Annotated in this window: 13 protein-coding genes and 1 tRNA gene; 5 read left to right on the forward strand and 9 right to left on the reverse strand. The window is 69.6% G+C overall.

What is annotated here, in order from left to right; all coding sequences use genetic code 11:
* Positions 1-247 precede the first annotated feature (247 nt).
* On the forward strand, positions 248-1,672 hold the full coding sequence (locus AB5J53_RS22570) for a condensation domain-containing protein (protein WP_369247482.1): 1,425 nt from the start codon (positions 248-250) through the stop codon (positions 1,670-1,672).
* Positions 1,673-2,172: 500 nt separating this feature from the next.
* On the opposite strand, the gene AB5J53_RS22575 is transcribed toward AB5J53_RS22570, so the two are convergent.
* Positions 2,173-2,246: transfer RNA gene (locus tag AB5J53_RS22575), tRNA-Thr, on the reverse strand.
* Positions 2,247-2,484: 238 nt separating this feature from the next.
* Between AB5J53_RS22575 and AB5J53_RS22580 the strand changes: the two genes are divergently transcribed.
* The 3 genes from AB5J53_RS22580 to AB5J53_RS22590 all read left to right on the forward strand — a co-directional run bounded on the left by AB5J53_RS22580 (position 2,485) and on the right by AB5J53_RS22590 (position 5,147).
* Entirely contained in the window at positions 2,485-3,621 is a 1,137-nt protein-coding gene (locus AB5J53_RS22580) for an ABC transporter ATP-binding protein (RefSeq protein WP_369247483.1), read from the forward strand.
* Between the two features lie 255 nt (positions 3,622-3,876).
* Complete coding sequence (locus AB5J53_RS22585; RefSeq protein WP_369247484.1) at positions 3,877-4,326, forward strand: hypothetical protein; 450 nt, start codon at positions 3,877-3,879, stop codon at positions 4,324-4,326.
* Between the two features lie 89 nt (positions 4,327-4,415).
* Positions 4,416-5,147: an NDP-sugar synthase gene (locus AB5J53_RS22590; protein ID WP_369247485.1), complete on the forward strand. Its 732-nt coding sequence runs from the start codon at positions 4,416-4,418 to the stop codon at positions 5,145-5,147.
* Positions 5,148-5,322: 175 nt separating this feature from the next.
* Here AB5J53_RS22590 and AB5J53_RS22595 read toward each other — a convergent pair whose 3' ends face one another.
* The 6 genes from AB5J53_RS22595 to AB5J53_RS22620 form a co-directional block, all read right to left on the reverse strand.
* Positions 5,323-7,035, reverse strand: coding sequence for a DoxX family protein (locus tag AB5J53_RS22595; protein ID WP_369247486.1), 1,713 nt, complete (start codon positions 7,033-7,035; stop codon positions 5,323-5,325).
* 159 nt (positions 7,036-7,194) lie between these two features.
* On the reverse strand, positions 7,195-8,136 hold the full coding sequence (gene rlmB / locus AB5J53_RS22600; RefSeq protein WP_369247487.1) for a 23S rRNA (guanosine(2251)-2'-O)-methyltransferase RlmB: 942 nt from the start codon (positions 8,134-8,136) through the stop codon (positions 7,195-7,197).
* Positions 8,137-8,255: 119 nt separating this feature from the next.
* Positions 8,256-9,656, reverse strand: a complete 1,401-nt coding sequence (gene cysS, locus AB5J53_RS22605; protein ID WP_369247488.1) for a cysteine--tRNA ligase — start codon at positions 9,654-9,656, stop codon at positions 8,256-8,258.
* 214 nt (positions 9,657-9,870) lie between these two features.
* Positions 9,871-10,374, reverse strand: a complete 504-nt coding sequence (gene ispF / locus AB5J53_RS22610; protein WP_369247489.1) for a 2-C-methyl-D-erythritol 2,4-cyclodiphosphate synthase — start codon at positions 10,372-10,374, stop codon at positions 9,871-9,873.
* On the reverse strand, positions 10,364-11,116 hold the full coding sequence (ispD, locus tag AB5J53_RS22615) for a 2-C-methyl-D-erythritol 4-phosphate cytidylyltransferase (RefSeq protein WP_369247490.1): 753 nt from the start codon (positions 11,114-11,116) through the stop codon (positions 10,364-10,366). The genes ispF and ispD overlap by 11 nt, the downstream gene beginning before the upstream one ends.
* Positions 11,117-11,497: 381 nt before the next feature.
* Positions 11,498-11,980, reverse strand: coding sequence for a CarD family transcriptional regulator (locus tag AB5J53_RS22620; protein WP_003953493.1), 483 nt, complete (start codon positions 11,978-11,980; stop codon positions 11,498-11,500).
* A gap of 676 nt (positions 11,981-12,656) precedes the next feature.
* On the opposite strand from AB5J53_RS22620, the gene AB5J53_RS22625 reads away from it, so the two are divergent.
* The gene (locus AB5J53_RS22625; protein ID WP_369247491.1) at positions 12,657-13,334 is read left to right on the forward strand and encodes a DUF461 domain-containing protein; all 678 of its coding nucleotides are present in this window, start codon (positions 12,657-12,659) and stop codon (positions 13,332-13,334) included.
* Positions 13,335-13,437: 103 nt separating this feature from the next.
* On the opposite strand, the gene AB5J53_RS22630 is transcribed toward AB5J53_RS22625, so the two are convergent.
* Positions 13,438-14,118: a response regulator transcription factor gene (locus AB5J53_RS22630; protein WP_009340348.1), complete on the reverse strand. Its 681-nt coding sequence runs from the start codon at positions 14,116-14,118 to the stop codon at positions 13,438-13,440.
* Positions 14,115-15,392 carry a sensor histidine kinase gene (locus AB5J53_RS22635; protein WP_369247492.1) on the reverse strand — a complete coding sequence of 426 codons (1,278 nt, stop codon included), beginning with the start codon at positions 15,390-15,392 and terminating at the stop codon, positions 14,115-14,117. The genes AB5J53_RS22630 and AB5J53_RS22635 overlap by 4 nt, the downstream gene beginning before the upstream one ends.
* Positions 15,393-15,412: the final 20 nt, after the last annotated feature.

The raw sequence follows: 15,412 nt of genomic DNA on the forward strand, positions 1-15,412 counted from the left end.
CGTACGAGAAGCAGGCCCTCGGCCTGACTCGAAGAACTCAGCGCCCTCAAGCGCGACCTGCTCGTGGGATGAAACGCCTGGGCTGACGCCACGGGATGCTCGGCGGACCGATTGGCTCACATCCGCCGATCACTCAATCCACTCAAAAGTGGGAACACAACATGTTCTGGGCGCCTCCGTTCGCGGTCGCGGCATTCCCTTGATCGGGTCCGCCCGAACCGGGCTCCAACTGCGAACGGAGACGCCCGTGCGAATGACCGACATCCAGCGTTGCGAGGTCCGGCCCGGACGGCTCGTCGAGTGGGCGCTCAGTCCGGCGACCGTCACGGCGGCGGCGGGCCTTCCGGAGGACCCCCGGCCGCCGGCGTACGTCCAGGAGTCGCACATCAGGACCGCCCGATCCGTGCGGGAGGACGGCCTGTTCGTGCCGACCTGGCTCGGTACGGCATTCGACATCCCGGGCAGGGTCGACCTCGACGCACTGCAGGACGCGCTGCGCAGCTGGACGCTCCGGCACGAGACGCTGCGCAGCGGCTTCCGCTGGGAGGGCGACGAGATGCACCGGTTCACGCTCGACCCCGAGGCCGTGTCGCTCCACCGCGAGGTGGTCGGCGACTTCCCCGACGCGGCGCAACTCGTCCAGCACCTCCAGGACCGCTTCGACGACGCCGCGAACGCGCTGACCTGGCCCAACTTCCTTTACGCGGCGGTCATCAGGGACGACGGCACCAGCGTGTACATTGGCTTCGATCACAGTAACGTCGACGCCTACTCCATCCAGCGCATGCCCGCCGAGATCCACGAGCTCTACGCGGCAGCCGCCGAGGGCCGCCCTGTGGAGGAGACGCCGGTCGGCAGTTACGTCGACTTCTGCGAGATCGAGCGGGCGGACGCGGACCGGATCGACGGCACCCACGCGATCGTCGGCCGCTGGCGGGAGTTCATCCGGCGGTGCAACGGCAAGCTGCCCAACTTCCCCGTCGAACTCGGTCTGGAGCCCGGCGGCCCCCTGCCCACGCAGAAGCTCATGCGCGAGATGCTCGTCGACGCGGACGCCGCCGCGGCGTTCGAGTCGTACTGCCGGCCCGTCGGTGGCAGCCTCGTCGGCATCCTGGCCGCCACCAGCCTCATCGTCCACGAGATCGGCGGACAGCCCGTCTATCGCGCCGTCGTGCCGTTCCACACCCGGGTGAAGTCCAAGTGGTCCGACTCGGTGGGCTGGTACGTCGGCGGCGCGCCGATCGAGGTCCCCATCGACCAGGCACCCGATTTCGCCGGCGCCCTGACAACCGTGCGTGCCGAGCTGCAGGCCAACAGGTCGCTGGCACGCATGCCCCTCGCCCGAGTACTGCGCCTGCTCGGCGCGGACTTCCGCCCGACCTCGCCCGACCTGTACTCGATCGTCTCGTACGTCGACGCGCGAGGCATCCCCGGGTCGGAGCGCTGGGCCGAGCTGACGGCTTACGGACTCGTCAGGGTGTCCTACGGCGACCAGGTGTGCGTCTGGCTCAACCGACTCCACGAGGGCCTGTGGTTCACCTGCCGCTACCCCGACACCGACATCGCGTACAAGAACATGCGGCTGTACGTCGAGCGGCTGCGGGACGTCATCCTCACAGTGGCCCGCGAACAACGCGCCCGCGAACTCGCACCACACGATCTTGCCGGGTGAACGATCCGCCACCCCGCTTGTCGGCCACCGCCGACACAAGCAGCGGGCCCCGTCCCGACTCGCCCCCGACCGCGCCGTCGGGGGCACTGCGGGGGCACACGCTCGCCGCTGTCGTGCACCTCGACGCGCGGTGCGTCGGCGTACGGAAGCAGCCGCAGCTGAAACCCGCGCCCGGGCGGCGCCCCGTGCGACACCGGCACCGTGCGCCCGCGCGCCGGCGGTGTCGCTGCCCCTCATGCGTGCCGGGTTCATGATGGCGGACGCGTCAGTCACGGGAGTCATCGGTCGCACTCGAGGCGTACGCGGCCACTGAAGCCACGACCAGGGCACAGCCACGCCGCACCCACGTCTCACGGTCAGTCGCGCGAGAACGTACTCGCGGGGCTTCGCGGCGGCCCTCGTCGAGGCTCACCGCGTTGAGGGCCACCAGCCCGCGGAACCTCGGCCGTAGCCGGAACTACGAGCTCACGGGCCCTGTGGGCGGGTGTCCATATGCATCGAGCCCCCTGTCGGATTCGAACCGACGACCTTCGCTTTACAAGAGCGGCGCTCTGACCAGCTGAGCTAAGGAGGCCTGCACGCGCGCGTGTGGCGTACGTGCCCGTGCAGTGTACCCAGGTCCCAGCGGCGCCCAATCGAATATTTCCGCGAAGTTCACCGGCCCCGGAGTACTGACAGACCAGGTGAACGCCAGGTACCGTCCTGACCCAGTTCACTCTCGTGGACTACACCACAACGGAACCATCCGTCGTGGACACCACCTTTACTCGGATCGTCCGGCACGTTCCTGCCGGTGAAGGGGGCCCATCTCCATGGCCACTGTCTCGTTCAACAAGGCGACCCGCATCTACCCGGGTGGCGACAAGCCCGCCGTCGACCAGCTCGAGCTCGACGTCGCGGACGGCGAGTTCCTCGTCCTCGTCGGTCCCTCCGGCTGCGGAAAGTCCACCTCCCTGCGCATGCTCGCGGGTCTCGAGGACGTCAACGCCGGCTCGATCCACATCGGTGACCGCGACGTCACGCACCTGCCGCCCAAGGACCGGGACATCGCCATGGTGTTCCAGAACTACGCGCTCTACCCGCACATGACGGTCGCCGACAACATGGGCTTCGCGCTCAAGATCGCCGGTGTCCCGAAGGCCGAGATCCGCCAGAAGGTCGAGGACGCGGCGAAGATCCTCGACCTCACCGAGTACCTCGGCCGCAAGCCGAAGGCGCTCTCCGGCGGTCAGCGCCAGCGTGTCGCGATGGGCCGCGCCATCGTGCGTGAGCCCCAGGTCTTCCTCATGGACGAGCCGCTGTCGAACCTCGACGCCAAGCTCCGCGTCTCGACCCGTACGCAGATCGCCTCGCTGCAGCGCCGCCTCGGCATCACCACCGTGTACGTCACCCACGACCAGGTCGAGGCCATGACCATGGGCGACCGCGTGGCCGTACTCAAGGACGGTCTGCTCCAGCAGGTCGACTCGCCGCGCAACATGTACGACCGCCCGGCGAACCTGTTCGTCGCCGGCTTCATCGGCTCCCCTGCGATGAACCTCGTCGAGGTCCCGATCACCGACGGCGGCGTGAAGTTCGGCAACAGCGTCGTCCCGGTCAACCGTGAGGCCCTCAAGGCCGCCGCCGACAAGGGCGACCGCACGGTCACCGTCGGCGTCCGTCCCGAGCACTTCGACATCGTCGAGCAGAACGGCGGCGCCGCGAAGACCCTCTCCAAGGAGAGCGAGGACGCCCCGGCCGGCCTCGCCGTGTCCGTGAACGTCGTCGAGGAGCTCGGCGCCGACGGCTACGTCTACGGCAGCGCGAAGGTCGGCGACGAGCTCAAGGACCTCGTCGTGCGCGTCAGCGGCCGCGCGGTCCCGGAGAAGGGCGCCACGCTGCACGTCGTGCCGCGTCCGGGCGAGACCCACGTGTTCTCGACCTCGACGGGCGAGCGCCTCTCCGACTGACGCGACGGAAGCGACCAAGGTGGCATCAACACCGCGAGGTCGCCCCAACACCCCGTAGGGGTGGAATTCACCCAAGTTGACGAAGAGGGCCCCGCAGCCTGCTGCGGGGCCCTCTTCGCTGTCGACAAATACCCCGGCAGACCGGGCATTTCGATACGTGTGCGTCAACGCACTACCCAAAAAACGCCGCCTTCTTATCCCCCGAACCGGTGACTAAATGTCGCCAAATCATTACCCCGCGCTACTCTCACTCGCGTGAAGCACTCCACCACTAACCAACGGACCCGGCGTGGCCGTGGCCCCGCCCGCCGGATCGGCCGCACCCTCGCCCTCGTTCTGCCTGTCGTCCTGGTGCTCTCCGGGACCCTCGCGGTCACCCGAGTCAACTGGTCGGGGAATCCCTCGAACTCGGTGCTCACCGCGTCCTCCGAAGACGTCTCGACACGGGCCGTCACCCGCGCCCCGCAGGATGTCCTGCGCGACAAGCTCCTGCTGGAGCTCCAGGAGAAGAACCCGGGCGTCGCGCTCACGCACCTCCAGGAGGCGGTGAACGGGCGGCCGTCGCTCGCGAAGCACTGCGTCTCCATCGCCCGCGCCCTGGGCCGCGCCGCGGTCCGCGCGTACGGCCCGACGCGCGCCCAGTCCTTCGCCCGCCCCGTCTGCGACACGTCGTTCGCCTCGGGGGTGGCCACCACACACCTCTGAGCGGTCACTCGTGACCCCTCGGGTAACAGCTGATTAAGGGAACGGTTGCCACCAGAAGCCGCGAGCGGGGCGCCACGTACAGTTCGGTCATGACCGATCCGAACGCCGCGTCGCGCCCCGTTCAAGCCGTTGTCCTGGCAGGCGGCCAGGGCTCCCGGCTGCGGCCGTACACCGACGACCGGCCCAAGCCGATGGTCGAGATTCCCGGCACCGGGACCCCGATCATCGGCCACCAGCTGACCTGGCTCGCCGAAGAGGGCGTGACCGACGTCGTGGTCTCCTGCGGCCACCTCGCCGAGGTCCTCCAGAGCTGGCTGGAGTCGGCCGACCTGCCCGTCAACGTCACGACAGTCGTCGAGACGGAGCCCCTCGGCCGCGGCGGCGGCCTCAAGTACGCCGCCGCGCATCTCCCGCACCCCGACCAGCCGTGGTACGCGACGAACGGCGACATCTGGACCCGTTTCTCGCTGCGCGACATGGCGGACTTCCACACCGAGCGCGACGCGGCCGCGACCCTCGCGCTCGCCCGCCCCCGCATCCCGTGGGGCGCCGTCAAGACGGACGGCTTCGGGCGCGTGACGGACTTCATCGAGTCCCCGCCGACCACGTACGAGATCAACGCGGGCGTCTACGTCTTCTCCGCCGAGTTCGCGGACATGCTCCCGGAGCGCGGCGACCACGAGCGCACCACGTTCCCCCGGCTGGCCCGCGAACGCCGCCTGGCCGGCTTCCCGATCCCCCAGGGCGCGTACTGGCGCGCCATCGACACGGCGAAAGACCTGCAGGAAGCCGCGAAGGAGCTCGCGGCACTGGGGCGTTAGAGGCCGTTCCGGTACGTCGAAAGCGGCTGGTGTGCCGGATGCCCTTCCGCTACGTCGAAGACCACCGTTCCGGTACGTCGAAGGGGTCCCGCACGTCGACCGTGCGGGACCCCTTCGTCGTCTTCGTCGTCGTATCAGCCGGTGGGCTTCTTCAGGATGCCACCCACCGGCCCACCTACCCCAACAGGCCACCCACCAGCCCCGGCTGCCCGGAGGAGCCGCCGCTGCCCGAGCCGCCGGAGCCGCCCGTCGAGCCGCCGCTCGACGTGCCACCGGTGGACGTCGGGCCCGCGCTGGTGGTCGGGGCCTGGTTCCCCGGTGCGGACTGCTGGGGCGGGGCCTGGCCGCTGCCGGCCGTCTGGCTGGGCCCGCTGCTGACCGTGCCGGTCTCACGGACCGCGCCCGGCGTGGTGGCCGCGCCCGACGGGGACGAGGAGCTGCCCTGGGTGGGTGCCTCGGAGGCCGACGGACCGGCCTTGTGGTGGCGCTCGCCGGGCGTCTCGGGGAGCTGGGAGCCGGGCAGTTCGTTGCGCGGGGCCTCGCCGGGGCCGGGGACGACCACGCGGTCGGCGTCGCGGACGGCGCCGCCGAGGAGCGAGCCGATGAGCAGCGTGAGGCCCACGACGATGGCCGAGACGAGCGCGCCGCGGCGCAGCACTCGGTGCCGCAGCTCCCAGATGTCGGCGCGCGGCCCGAGCCTGCGCCAGGCCTCGCTCGCCAGGCGTCCGTCGACGGAGTAGACGGGGGCGCCCGCGATGATCAACGGGGACCAGGCGGCGAGGTAGATGATGTCGGGCGCGTCGTACGCGGGAACGGTCTTCCAGCTGACGGTGACGATGAGCGCGGCCGACAGCATCGCGCCGACGACGGCGGCGACCCGCTGCCACAGGCCGAGCACCGTGAGGACGCCCACGATGACCTGGAAGAAGGCGATGACGAGCCCGGCGCCGACGGGGTGCTGGAGCGCGAACTGCCGCAGCGGCTCGGCTACTTCCCAGGGATGCAGGGTGTTCAGCCACTTCACCATGGAGCCGCGCTTGCCGCCGTCGAAGTAGACGGGGTCGCAGAGCTTGCCCATACCGGCGTAGATGGAGATGAACCCGAGGAAGACGCGCAGCGGGAGCAGCACGACGCCGAGGTTCATCCGGCGACCGGGGTAGTAGGCGTGCCGGACAGGTTCCGCGCCATGGCGCTTGCCCGGCGCCTCGCCGTCCCCGTACTCGTCCTCCTCGAAGGCCTCGTCCGCGAACTCCCCGTCCGCGTAGGCCGGTTCGTCGTACGCGTCCGTGTAGGCCGGTTCGTCGTACGCGCTGCCCACCGTGCGCATGTGCGGCAACAGGCGGGTCTCGCCGGAGAGGGGGGTCCCCCCTGCTCGAGCGGAGTCGAGAGCTTGGGGATGCGTGCGCTGGCCGCCGACGAGGGGCGTCCCGACCGTCAGATCACCGCCGTAGTCACGGTGTTCCTCGATGCGCGGGATGACCTGGGTCGCGCCGGCGTCGCCCACCGGGTCGGCCGAGCCGTGCCGCTGGCTGGTGCGACTCACGGCCTGCAGCAACCGGTGGGCGCCGGTGTCGTCCGGCGCAGACTTCCCGCTCCACACGACGGGGGCGCGGCGGCGGGCTCCGGCGACCGGTCCGGCCGCGCCCGCTCTGCCCGACGCACGGACGACGGGGATCCGCGCGGTGTCGTCGGTGGAGCTCAAGTACCGTGCGATGCGCAGGGATTGGGTCCGCGGAGCGGTATTGAGCTGCACGCGGAAGCTCGCATGATTGACGATGACCTGCGCCGGATCGCTCGGCACCTTCACCATGCTCAGCGCGGGAGCGTCGTCGAATCCCGACGAGCGGTCCCCCGTGGGTGTGCGGGGTGTTCTGGTGTCCACACTCATCTAACCGAGTGACGTGCGTTTAGGACACTGCTTTGACCGCCCCGATCTGTCCGGACCGCGTCAAGGTCATCCCGAACATCCGGATTACCCCATGGTGGGTTACTGGGCGCACATCTGTTCAGCCGCGCCAGGCATCCCCGGCGCGGCTGTTCAGGCACTTCAGGCTCGGCGCCGCGAAGCCTCGTACAGCACAACTCCCGCAGCGACACCGGCATTCAGCGACTCCGCGCCACCCGGCATGGGAATCCGCACCCGGAAGTCACAGGTCTCACCGACGAGCCGCGACAGCCCCTTGCCCTCGCTCCCGACGACGATGACGACCGGACCCTCCAGGGCCTCCAGCTGGCCGACCTCCACCTCACCGTCGGCGGCGAGGCCGACCACGGCGATCCCGGACTTCTTGTACGCCTCCAGGGCGCGCGTCAGATTGGTGGCGCGGGCGACCGGCGTACGGGCCGCGGTGCCGGCCGACGTCTTCCAGGCGCCGGCGGTCATGCCGGCCGCGCGCCGCTCGGGCACGAGGACACCATGCCCGCCGAAGGCGGAGACGGACCGGACGACGGCACCGAGGTTGCGCGGGTCGGTCACGCCGTCGAGGGCGACGATCAGCGGGTCCTGGCCCTCGTCGAACGCGGCGTTCACGAGGTCCTCGGGGTGCGCGTACTCGTACGGCGGGACCTGGAGGACGAGACCCTGGTGGTTGAGCCCGTTGGTCATGCGGTCGAGCTCGGGACGCGGCGCCTCCATGAGGTGGATGCCGCCGCGCTCCGCGGCGAGCTGTAGGGCTTCCCGCACCCGCTCGTCGTTGTCGATGAACTGCTGCACGTACAGCATCGTCGCGGGCACGCCCTCGCGCAGCGCCTCCACGACGGGGTTGCGCCCGACGACCATCTCGGACGTGCCCTTGCCGCCACGCCCGCGCGGCGCGGGACGGCGCGCGGTCTGCTTGGCCTTGGCGCTGGCGATGCGGTTCTTCTTGTGCCCCTTGCGCATCTCGGCGGGCGGGGTGGGGCCCTTGCCTTCCAGGCCCCGGCGCCGCTGGCCGCCACTGCCGACCTGCGCGCCCTTCTTGCCGGACATGCGGCGGTTGTTAGCGGCCATGACCTACCTGTCTGTGTGAGGCATGCCGTTGCTTTGCATGCTCTGGAAATACGTACGTATATGAAGTGTGCCGCCCGGAGGCCCGGGCGGCACAATCGATCAAGGCCGACGAGGGGCGCTCAGCGCGGGCCGAGCGTCCAGCGCGGCCCCTGCGGGCCGTCCTCGATGACCAGGCCCGACTGGTTGAGCTGGTCCCGGATGGCGTCGGCGGTCGCCCAGTCCTTACGGCTGCGCGCCGCCTCACGCTGCTGGAGCACAAGGCGTACGAGGGTGTCGACGACGCCGTGCAGATCCTCGCCCCGGTCGCCCCCGCCGGCCCAGTGCGGGTCGAGCGGGTCGAGCCCGAGGACGCCGAGCATGGCCCGTACCTCGGCGAGGCGGGCGACGGCGGCTTCCTTGTCGTCGGCGGCGAGGGCGGAGTTCCCCTGCCGCACGGTCGTGTGCACCACGGCGAGCGCCTGCGGCACGCCGAGGTCGTCGTCCATGGCCTCGGCGAAGGCGGGCGGCACCTCGGCCGCGGGCTCGACGGCTCCCCCGGCCTTCTCCACCACCCGCTGCACGAAGCCCTCGATCCGCGCGAACGCCGACTCGGCCTCACGCAGGGCCTCTTCGCTGTACTCGATCATCGAGCGATAGTGCGGGGTGCCGAGGTAGTACCGCAGCACGATCGGCCGCCACGTCTTGACCATCTCGCTCACGAGCACGGAGTTGCCCAGGGACTTGGACATCTTCTCGCCGCTCATGGTGACCCAGGCGTTGTGCACCCAGTACTTGGCGAACTCGTCACCGAAGCCCTTGGCCTGCGCGATCTCGTTCTCGTGGTGCGGGAAGATGAGATCGATCCCGCCGCCGTGGATGTCGAAGGCGGAGCCCAGGTACTTGTGCGCCATGGCGGAGCACTCCAGGTGCCAGCCGGGACGGCCCCGCCCCCACGGCGTCTCCCAGCTCGGCTCACCCGGCTTCGCGGCCTTCCACATGGCGAAGTCGCGCGGGTCCCGCTTGCCGGTCTCGCCCTCACCCGACGGCTGGAGCAGGTTGTCCAGCTCCTGGTTGGAGAGCTGCAAATACCCCTCGTACGAGCGCACGTCGAAGTAGACGTTCCCCTCGGCCTCGTACGCGTGGCCGCGCTCGATGAGACCGCGCATCATCTCGATCATCTCGGTGATGTGCCCGGTGGCGCGCGGCTCGTAGGTCGGCGGGAGGCATCCGAGCGCGTCGTAACCGTCGTTGAACGCCCGCTCGTTCTCGTAGCCGATGGACCACCAGGGGCGGCCCTGGTCGGCCGACTTGGTGATGATCTTGTCGTCGATGTCCGTGACGTTCCTGATGAACGTCACGTCATAGCCGCGGTACTCGAACCAGCGGCGCATGATGTCGAAGTTGAGGCCCGAGCGGATGTGCCCGATGTGCGGTGCGGCCTGCACGGTGGCGCCACACAGGTAGATCGAGACACAACCCGGCACGAGCGGGGTGAAGTCACGAATCTGCCGGGCGCTGGTGTCGTACAGGCGAATAGTCACCACTCCAGGGTAGTGGGCCCTGGGCAGTGCCCCGCGACCCTCCGCCTCAAGGGGCACGTATTCGTGACATACGGGTGCCGCTGCTGACGCCGGAGGGGCTGTCTCCAGCCCGTCCGGCGTTTGAGGACGAGGCCGTTCAGGCGGAAGCGGGGCTCTGCGAGCAGCCCTCAGATTTGGGACGAATAGGGGCGGGGAGGGCGAGCAGCCCTCGCGCTCAGCCCGCCCGTGCCACCAGCGCCGTGGCCACCGCCATCAGCCCCTCGTCCCGCCCCGGGAAACCGAGACCGTCCGTCGTGGCGCCGGAGACCGACACCGGCGCCCCCACCGCGTCCGACAGAATCTTCTGCGCCTCGTCCCGCCGCTTGCCGATCTTCGGACGCGGCCCGACGACCTGCACGGCGACATTGCCGATGACGAATCCCGCCGCCCGCACGATCCGCGCGGCCTCCGTCAGCAGCGTGACGCCCGAGGCCCCGGACCACTCGGGCCGCCCGGTCCCGAAGTGCGCACCGAGGTCACCGAGCCCGGCGGCCGAGAACAGCGCGTTGCACGCGGCATGCGCGACGACATCCGCGTCGGAGTGCCCCGCGAGCCCGGGCCCTTCCCCCTCCCACAGCAGCCCGGCGCACCACAGCTCCCGCCCGTCCTCGAAGGCGTGAATGTCGGTACCGATGCCGACCTGCGGCAGTACAGGCACATCAGGCCGCTCAGAACCCATCGTTCAGCCTCCGCCGCGCGAGAACCGCCTCCGCGAGTACGAGATCCAGCGGCCGCGTCACCTTGAACGCCTCCTCGTGCCCGGGCACCACGACCACCCGCTGCCCGAGCTGCTCGACCATGCTCGCGTCGTCGGTCACGTTGTCGGTGACGGTCTCGTGGGCGCGTACGAGCGTCTCGCGGTCGAACCCCTGCGGCGTCTGCACGGCGCGCAGCCGCGCCCGCTCCGGCGTGGCCACCACGGGCTCCGGCGCACCGGCGACGGCCGCGGGCTCGACCTCCTTGACGGTGTCGGCGAGGGGAAGCGCCGGTACGACGGCGGGAGCCCCGTCCCGTACGGCCTCGATGACGGCGTCCACGGTGTCGACGGGCACGAGCGGCCGGGCCGCGTCGTGCACGAGGACGATGTCGATGCCCGGCGGCAGCGCGTCGAGCCCGTACTTCACGGACTCCTGGCGGCTGTCACCGCCGGGCACGACCAGGAAGTCGGTGCGCTCGGGCAGCGCGTGCGCGTCGAGCAGCGTCTTCACCTCGGCCGCACCGTCGGGCGGTGCCACGACGACGACCAGCGAGACGGCGCGGGACGCGGCCATCGCGCGGACCGCGTGAATGAGCATCGGGGTGCCGTTCAGCGCGCGGAGCGCCTTGGGGGCGCCGGGGCCGAGGCGTACGCCCCGGCCGGCGGCCGGAATCACGGCCGCGGTACGCGATCCCGAAAGCGAAGGGCGCGAATCGTCAGACATCGGTTCCTGTCAGGTTTGTGTGCTCGGCCGGGGTGGGTATGGCCTGGGGGTACCCCCTGCTCGGAGAGCTGGGGGAGTGCCGGGCGCGACGCCTTGACCGGGGACCCTTCCGTGACATCTGGTCGAGCCGGCTGCCCGGGCCCGGTACGCCGGGTATTGGATTCACTCGGTATACGTATACCGAGTGAACATCCGGTATTCCGAGTGGGCGCGAGCACGAAGTGGGTACGAACATGCCGCAGCGCCCGGCGACAGCAATTGCGTCATCGGGCACCGCGGCATTTCATTGCGCAGCTGCGCGGGCTTGTGCGTACGTCAAGACGACTGCCGTCTCGGCGACTGTGTACGCCGGGACGACGACCGCCTCGGCGACTGCCTGCGTCAGGACGCGAGAACCTCGTCGAGCAGGGCCTCGGCCTTGTCCTCGTTCGTGTTCTCCGCGAGGGCGAGCTCGCTCACCAGGATCTGGCGGGCCTTGGCGAGCATGCGCTTCTCACCGGCGGAGAGTCCACGCTCACGCTCACGACGCCACAGGTCACGCACGACTTCCGCGACCTTGATGACATCGCCGGAGGCGAGCTTCTCCAGATTTGCCTTGTAACGACGCGACCAGTTTGTGGGCTCCTCGGCGTACGGCGCGCGCAGCACCTCGAAGACCCGGTCCAGCCCGTCCTGACCGACCACATCACGCACGCCGACGAACTCCGCATTGTCCGCTGGCACACGCACCGTCAGGTCGCCCTGGGCGACCTTCAGCACCAAGTAGGTCTTGTCCACGCCTTTGATCTGGCGAGTTTCGATGGCCTCGATCAGCGCGGCCCCGTGATGGGGATAGACCACGGTGTCGCCAACCTTGAACGTCATGTGACAGGTACCCCTTCCGTGGCTATCCAGGGTAACACGGATACGGCGTCTTCTGAATGGCGTTTTCGCAGGTCAGGGCATATCTCGGGGCTTGACAACCGCAACAGGAACGTGCTGCGAGGGGTGAGCGGAGGACGGTATTCGCAGGTCGGAGCGGCTGTCCAGGCGAAGTGAAACGCGCACGTTACAGACAACGGAAGCCGCTGACCAGGGTCCGAACGTACCGGTTTGTCCGGCTCCAAGAGCGCGACTTCCGCTACTCCGTTCGGTGAGCGGAGTCGAGTACGAGACGAATCCGGAATTGATCAAGACAGCCGATGATCGACCGATGATCCGCCGGCGTTCTTCGAGTGATCTCCCGGTGATCGATTTTCTGGACCGCCCCGCATTCCTTGCGAGCCCTTACGACTCCTAACGGGAAAATCCGCAAGCCGATGTCGGAGGAACTTATGTGAATGGCGGACCGGTACGTCGCCAAAGTAGTCGATGAAGCGGCCGTGAAGTGTGCGCCGGACGGGGCGCACTCACGGCGCAACGATGCCCGTCGGCGCGTAGAGGCGGGTCGGGTGCGGCGGCGTGGGAACGGCTCGGTAACCTAAGGCCGCTGACAGACCCTTAGGGCGGCTTTACAACGAAGTCGCCCTGCTTCGCCCACGTTCAAGGAGTTGCCGCCGCCGTGAGCAGCAGCCTTCGACGCGGCGCTCTCGCCGCCGCCGCCATCGCGTTCTCGATCGCCTCGCTCGCCGCGTGCAGCGCCGGCAGCAACGCACAGACGCTGGAGGTCAAGCCGGACAACGCGGCGACCACCGTCGGCGACATCAAGGTCCAGAACGCCCTGATCATCACCCAGCCCGACCTGCACTCGACCGGCCCGGCCGTGGTCTCGGCGACCCTCTTCAACAACGGGTCCACCGACCAGACCGTGGACTCGATCACCGTCACGAGCACCGGCAAGGCCGCCCAGATCAAGCCCGCCAAGGGCACCGGCAAGCTCGTCGTCCCGGCCGGCGGCTCCGTCGTGATCGGCGGCAAGAACAACGCCTCCGCCGTACTGCCCAACGGTCACGAGGCCGTCCAGGACGGCAGCGTGAGCCAGGTCGCCTTCACGTTCAGCAAGACCGGCGACGTGAAGCTGGGCGCCTTCATCGTCCCGGCCGAGAGCTACTTCTCCAAGTGGGGCCCGAGCAACATCCCGGCGCTGCCGGGGGCGTCCGCGTCCGCGAGCACCAAGCCGTCCGAGTCGGTCTCGGGCTCCCCGTCCGAGTCCGTGTCGGGCACGCCCACGGACGCGGCTTCGTCGAGCGCGACGGCCACGGCCACGGCGAGCGCCTCGGAGTCGGCCTCCGGCCACTGAGCGGCGTACGCCGAGATCATCCTCGTACCACGCACGAAGGGCGGGACCCCTCCAGGGGGTACCGCCCTTCGTCGTGCTTCGGCTGCCGTCCCGCTCAGCCGGTTTACGGCTCGAACTTGTAGCCGAGGCCCCGCACCGTCACCAGGTACCGCGGCGCACCCGGGTCCGGCTCGATCTTGGCGCGCAGGCGCTTGACGTGGACGTCGAGGGTCTTGGTGTCGCCGACGTAGTCGGCGCCCCAGACCCGGTCGATGAGCTGCATACGGGTGAGGACACGGCCCGCGTTGCGCAGCAGCATCTCCAGCAGGTCGAACTCCTTGAGGGGGAGGTCGACCTTGGAGCCGGAGACGGTGACCACGTGGCGGTCGACGTCCATGCGGACGGGCCCGGCCTCCAGAGCGGCCGGAGTGACCTCCTCCGGCTCCCCGCGGCGACGCAGGACGGCCCGGATACGGGCGACCAGCTCGCGGGAGGAGAAGGGCTTGGTGACGTAGTCGTCGGCTCCTATTTCCAGCCCGACGACCTTGTCGATCTCGCTGTCCTTGGCGGTGACCATGATCACCGGGACGTTGGAGCGGCCGCGCAGCTGGCGGCAGACCTCCGTGCCGGGCAGCCCCGGCAGCATCAGGTCGAGGAGGACGAGGTCGGCGCCGTTGCGCTCGAACTCGTCGAGTCCGTCGGGCCCGGTGGTCGCGATGGCGACCTCGAAGCCCTCCTTGCGGAGCATGTACGACAGGGCGTCGGAGAAGGACTCCTCGTCCTCGACGACGAGCACACGGGTCACGGAAGGACCTCCGGGGCAGGAAGCGGTTCATACGGGGATGTGACGGTGGTCGTCCCGTCGGGCTGCTCGGTCTCGTCCTCTTCGTCGAGGCCGGGCATGTCGTGGTCGGTCACGCGGTCGCGGGCCGCACCCGCCTCCGGCAGCCGCAGGGTGAAGGTGGAGCCCTGACCCTCGGAGCTCCACACCGTGACCTCCCCGCCGTGCGAGGCGGCCACGTGCTTGACGATCGCGAGACCGAGACCCGTACCGCCAGTCTGGCGGGAACGGGCCGGGTCGACGCGGTAGAAGCGCTCGAAGATGCGCTCCTTGTCCTTGTCCGAGATGCCGATGCCCTGGTCGGTCACGGCGATCTCGATGAGTTCTCCACCGGGCGCGGTCACCCGGCGCGCGGCTATGCCCACGCGGGTGCGGGCCGGCGAGTAGTTGACGGCGTTCTCGACGAGGTTTCCGAGGGCGGCGGCCAGCTGGCCCCGGTTCCCCCAGATGCTCAGGTCGGCGGTACCCCCGGCGGCCATGGTGATCTGTTTGGTGCCGGCCTGGTGGCGGCAGCGGTCGATCGCCTCGGCGACGAGTTCGTCGACCCGTACGGGCTCGGCGTCCTCGAGGGGGTCGTCGTTCTGGACCCGGGAGAGGTCGATGAGCTCCTGTACGAGATTGGTGAGGCGGGTGGCCTCTATCTGCATACGTCCGGCGAAGCGCTCGACCGCCTCCGGGTCGTCCGAGGCGTCCATGACGGCCTCGGAGAGCAGGGAGAGCGCGCCGACGGGTGTCTTGAGCTCATGGCTGACGTTCGCGACGAAGTCGCGTCGTACGGCCTCGATGCGCCGTGCTTCGGTCAGGTCCTCCACGAGGAGCAGCACGAGGCGGGAGCCGAGCGGCGCCACTCGTGCGGAGACGGCGAGGGCTTCTCCCCTCCCCGTTCCCCTCCTCGGCAGATCCAGCTCCACCTGACGTATCTCCCCGTCTCGACGGGTGTCACGCGCCATCTGAAGCATCGGCTCGACGGCCAGCTTGCCGCCGCGCACCAGCCCGAGGGCGTACGCGGCCGAGCTGGCCTTGACCACGGCGTCCGCCTCGTCGAGCACGACTGCCGAGGACCTGAGCACGGACAGCACGGTGTCGACACCCGGCGGAAGCACCGGGTCCGTATGCAGCGAAGTGCGGGTCGGGCGTTTCTGGTCGCGCTCGCTCCAGCGGAACGCCAGCATGGCGATGACACCGGTGAGCACTCCGGCGATCGCTGCCGCTGCGGCGACCGCCGCGTTCACGTCCATGCATCCAGGTTAGGCATGTC

The sequence above is a fragment of the Streptomyces sp. R41 genome, from assembly GCF_041053055.1.
Taxonomy (GTDB): Bacteria; Actinomycetota; Actinomycetes; order Streptomycetales; family Streptomycetaceae; genus Streptomyces.

Excerpts from the sequence above, each read along its gene's own strand:
- rlmB (WP_369247487.1), bottom strand. The coding sequence starts at position 8,136 with ATGGCCGCTAACAACCGCCGCATGTCCGGCAAGAAGGGCGCGCAGGTC.
- AB5J53_RS22580 (WP_369247483.1), top strand. The coding sequence starts at position 2,485 with ATGGCCACTGTCTCGTTCAACAAGGCGACCCGCATCTACCCGGGTGGC.
- ispF (WP_369247489.1), bottom strand. The coding sequence starts at position 10,374 with ATGGGTTCTGAGCGGCCTGATGTGCCTGTACTGCCGCAGGTCGGCATC.
- AB5J53_RS22595 (WP_369247486.1), bottom strand. The coding sequence starts at position 7,035 with ATGAGTGTGGACACCAGAACACCCCGCACACCCACGGGGGACCGCTCG.
- AB5J53_RS22635 (WP_369247492.1), bottom strand. The coding sequence starts at position 15,392 with ATGGACGTGAACGCGGCGGTCGCCGCAGCGGCAGCGATCGCCGGAGTG.
- ispD (WP_369247490.1), bottom strand. The coding sequence starts at position 11,116 with ATGTCTGACGATTCGCGCCCTTCGCTTTCGGGATCGCGTACCGCGGCC.
- AB5J53_RS22590 (WP_369247485.1), top strand. The coding sequence starts at position 4,416 with ATGACCGATCCGAACGCCGCGTCGCGCCCCGTTCAAGCCGTTGTCCTG.
- AB5J53_RS22620 (WP_003953493.1), bottom strand. The coding sequence starts at position 11,980 with ATGACGTTCAAGGTTGGCGACACCGTGGTCTATCCCCATCACGGGGCC.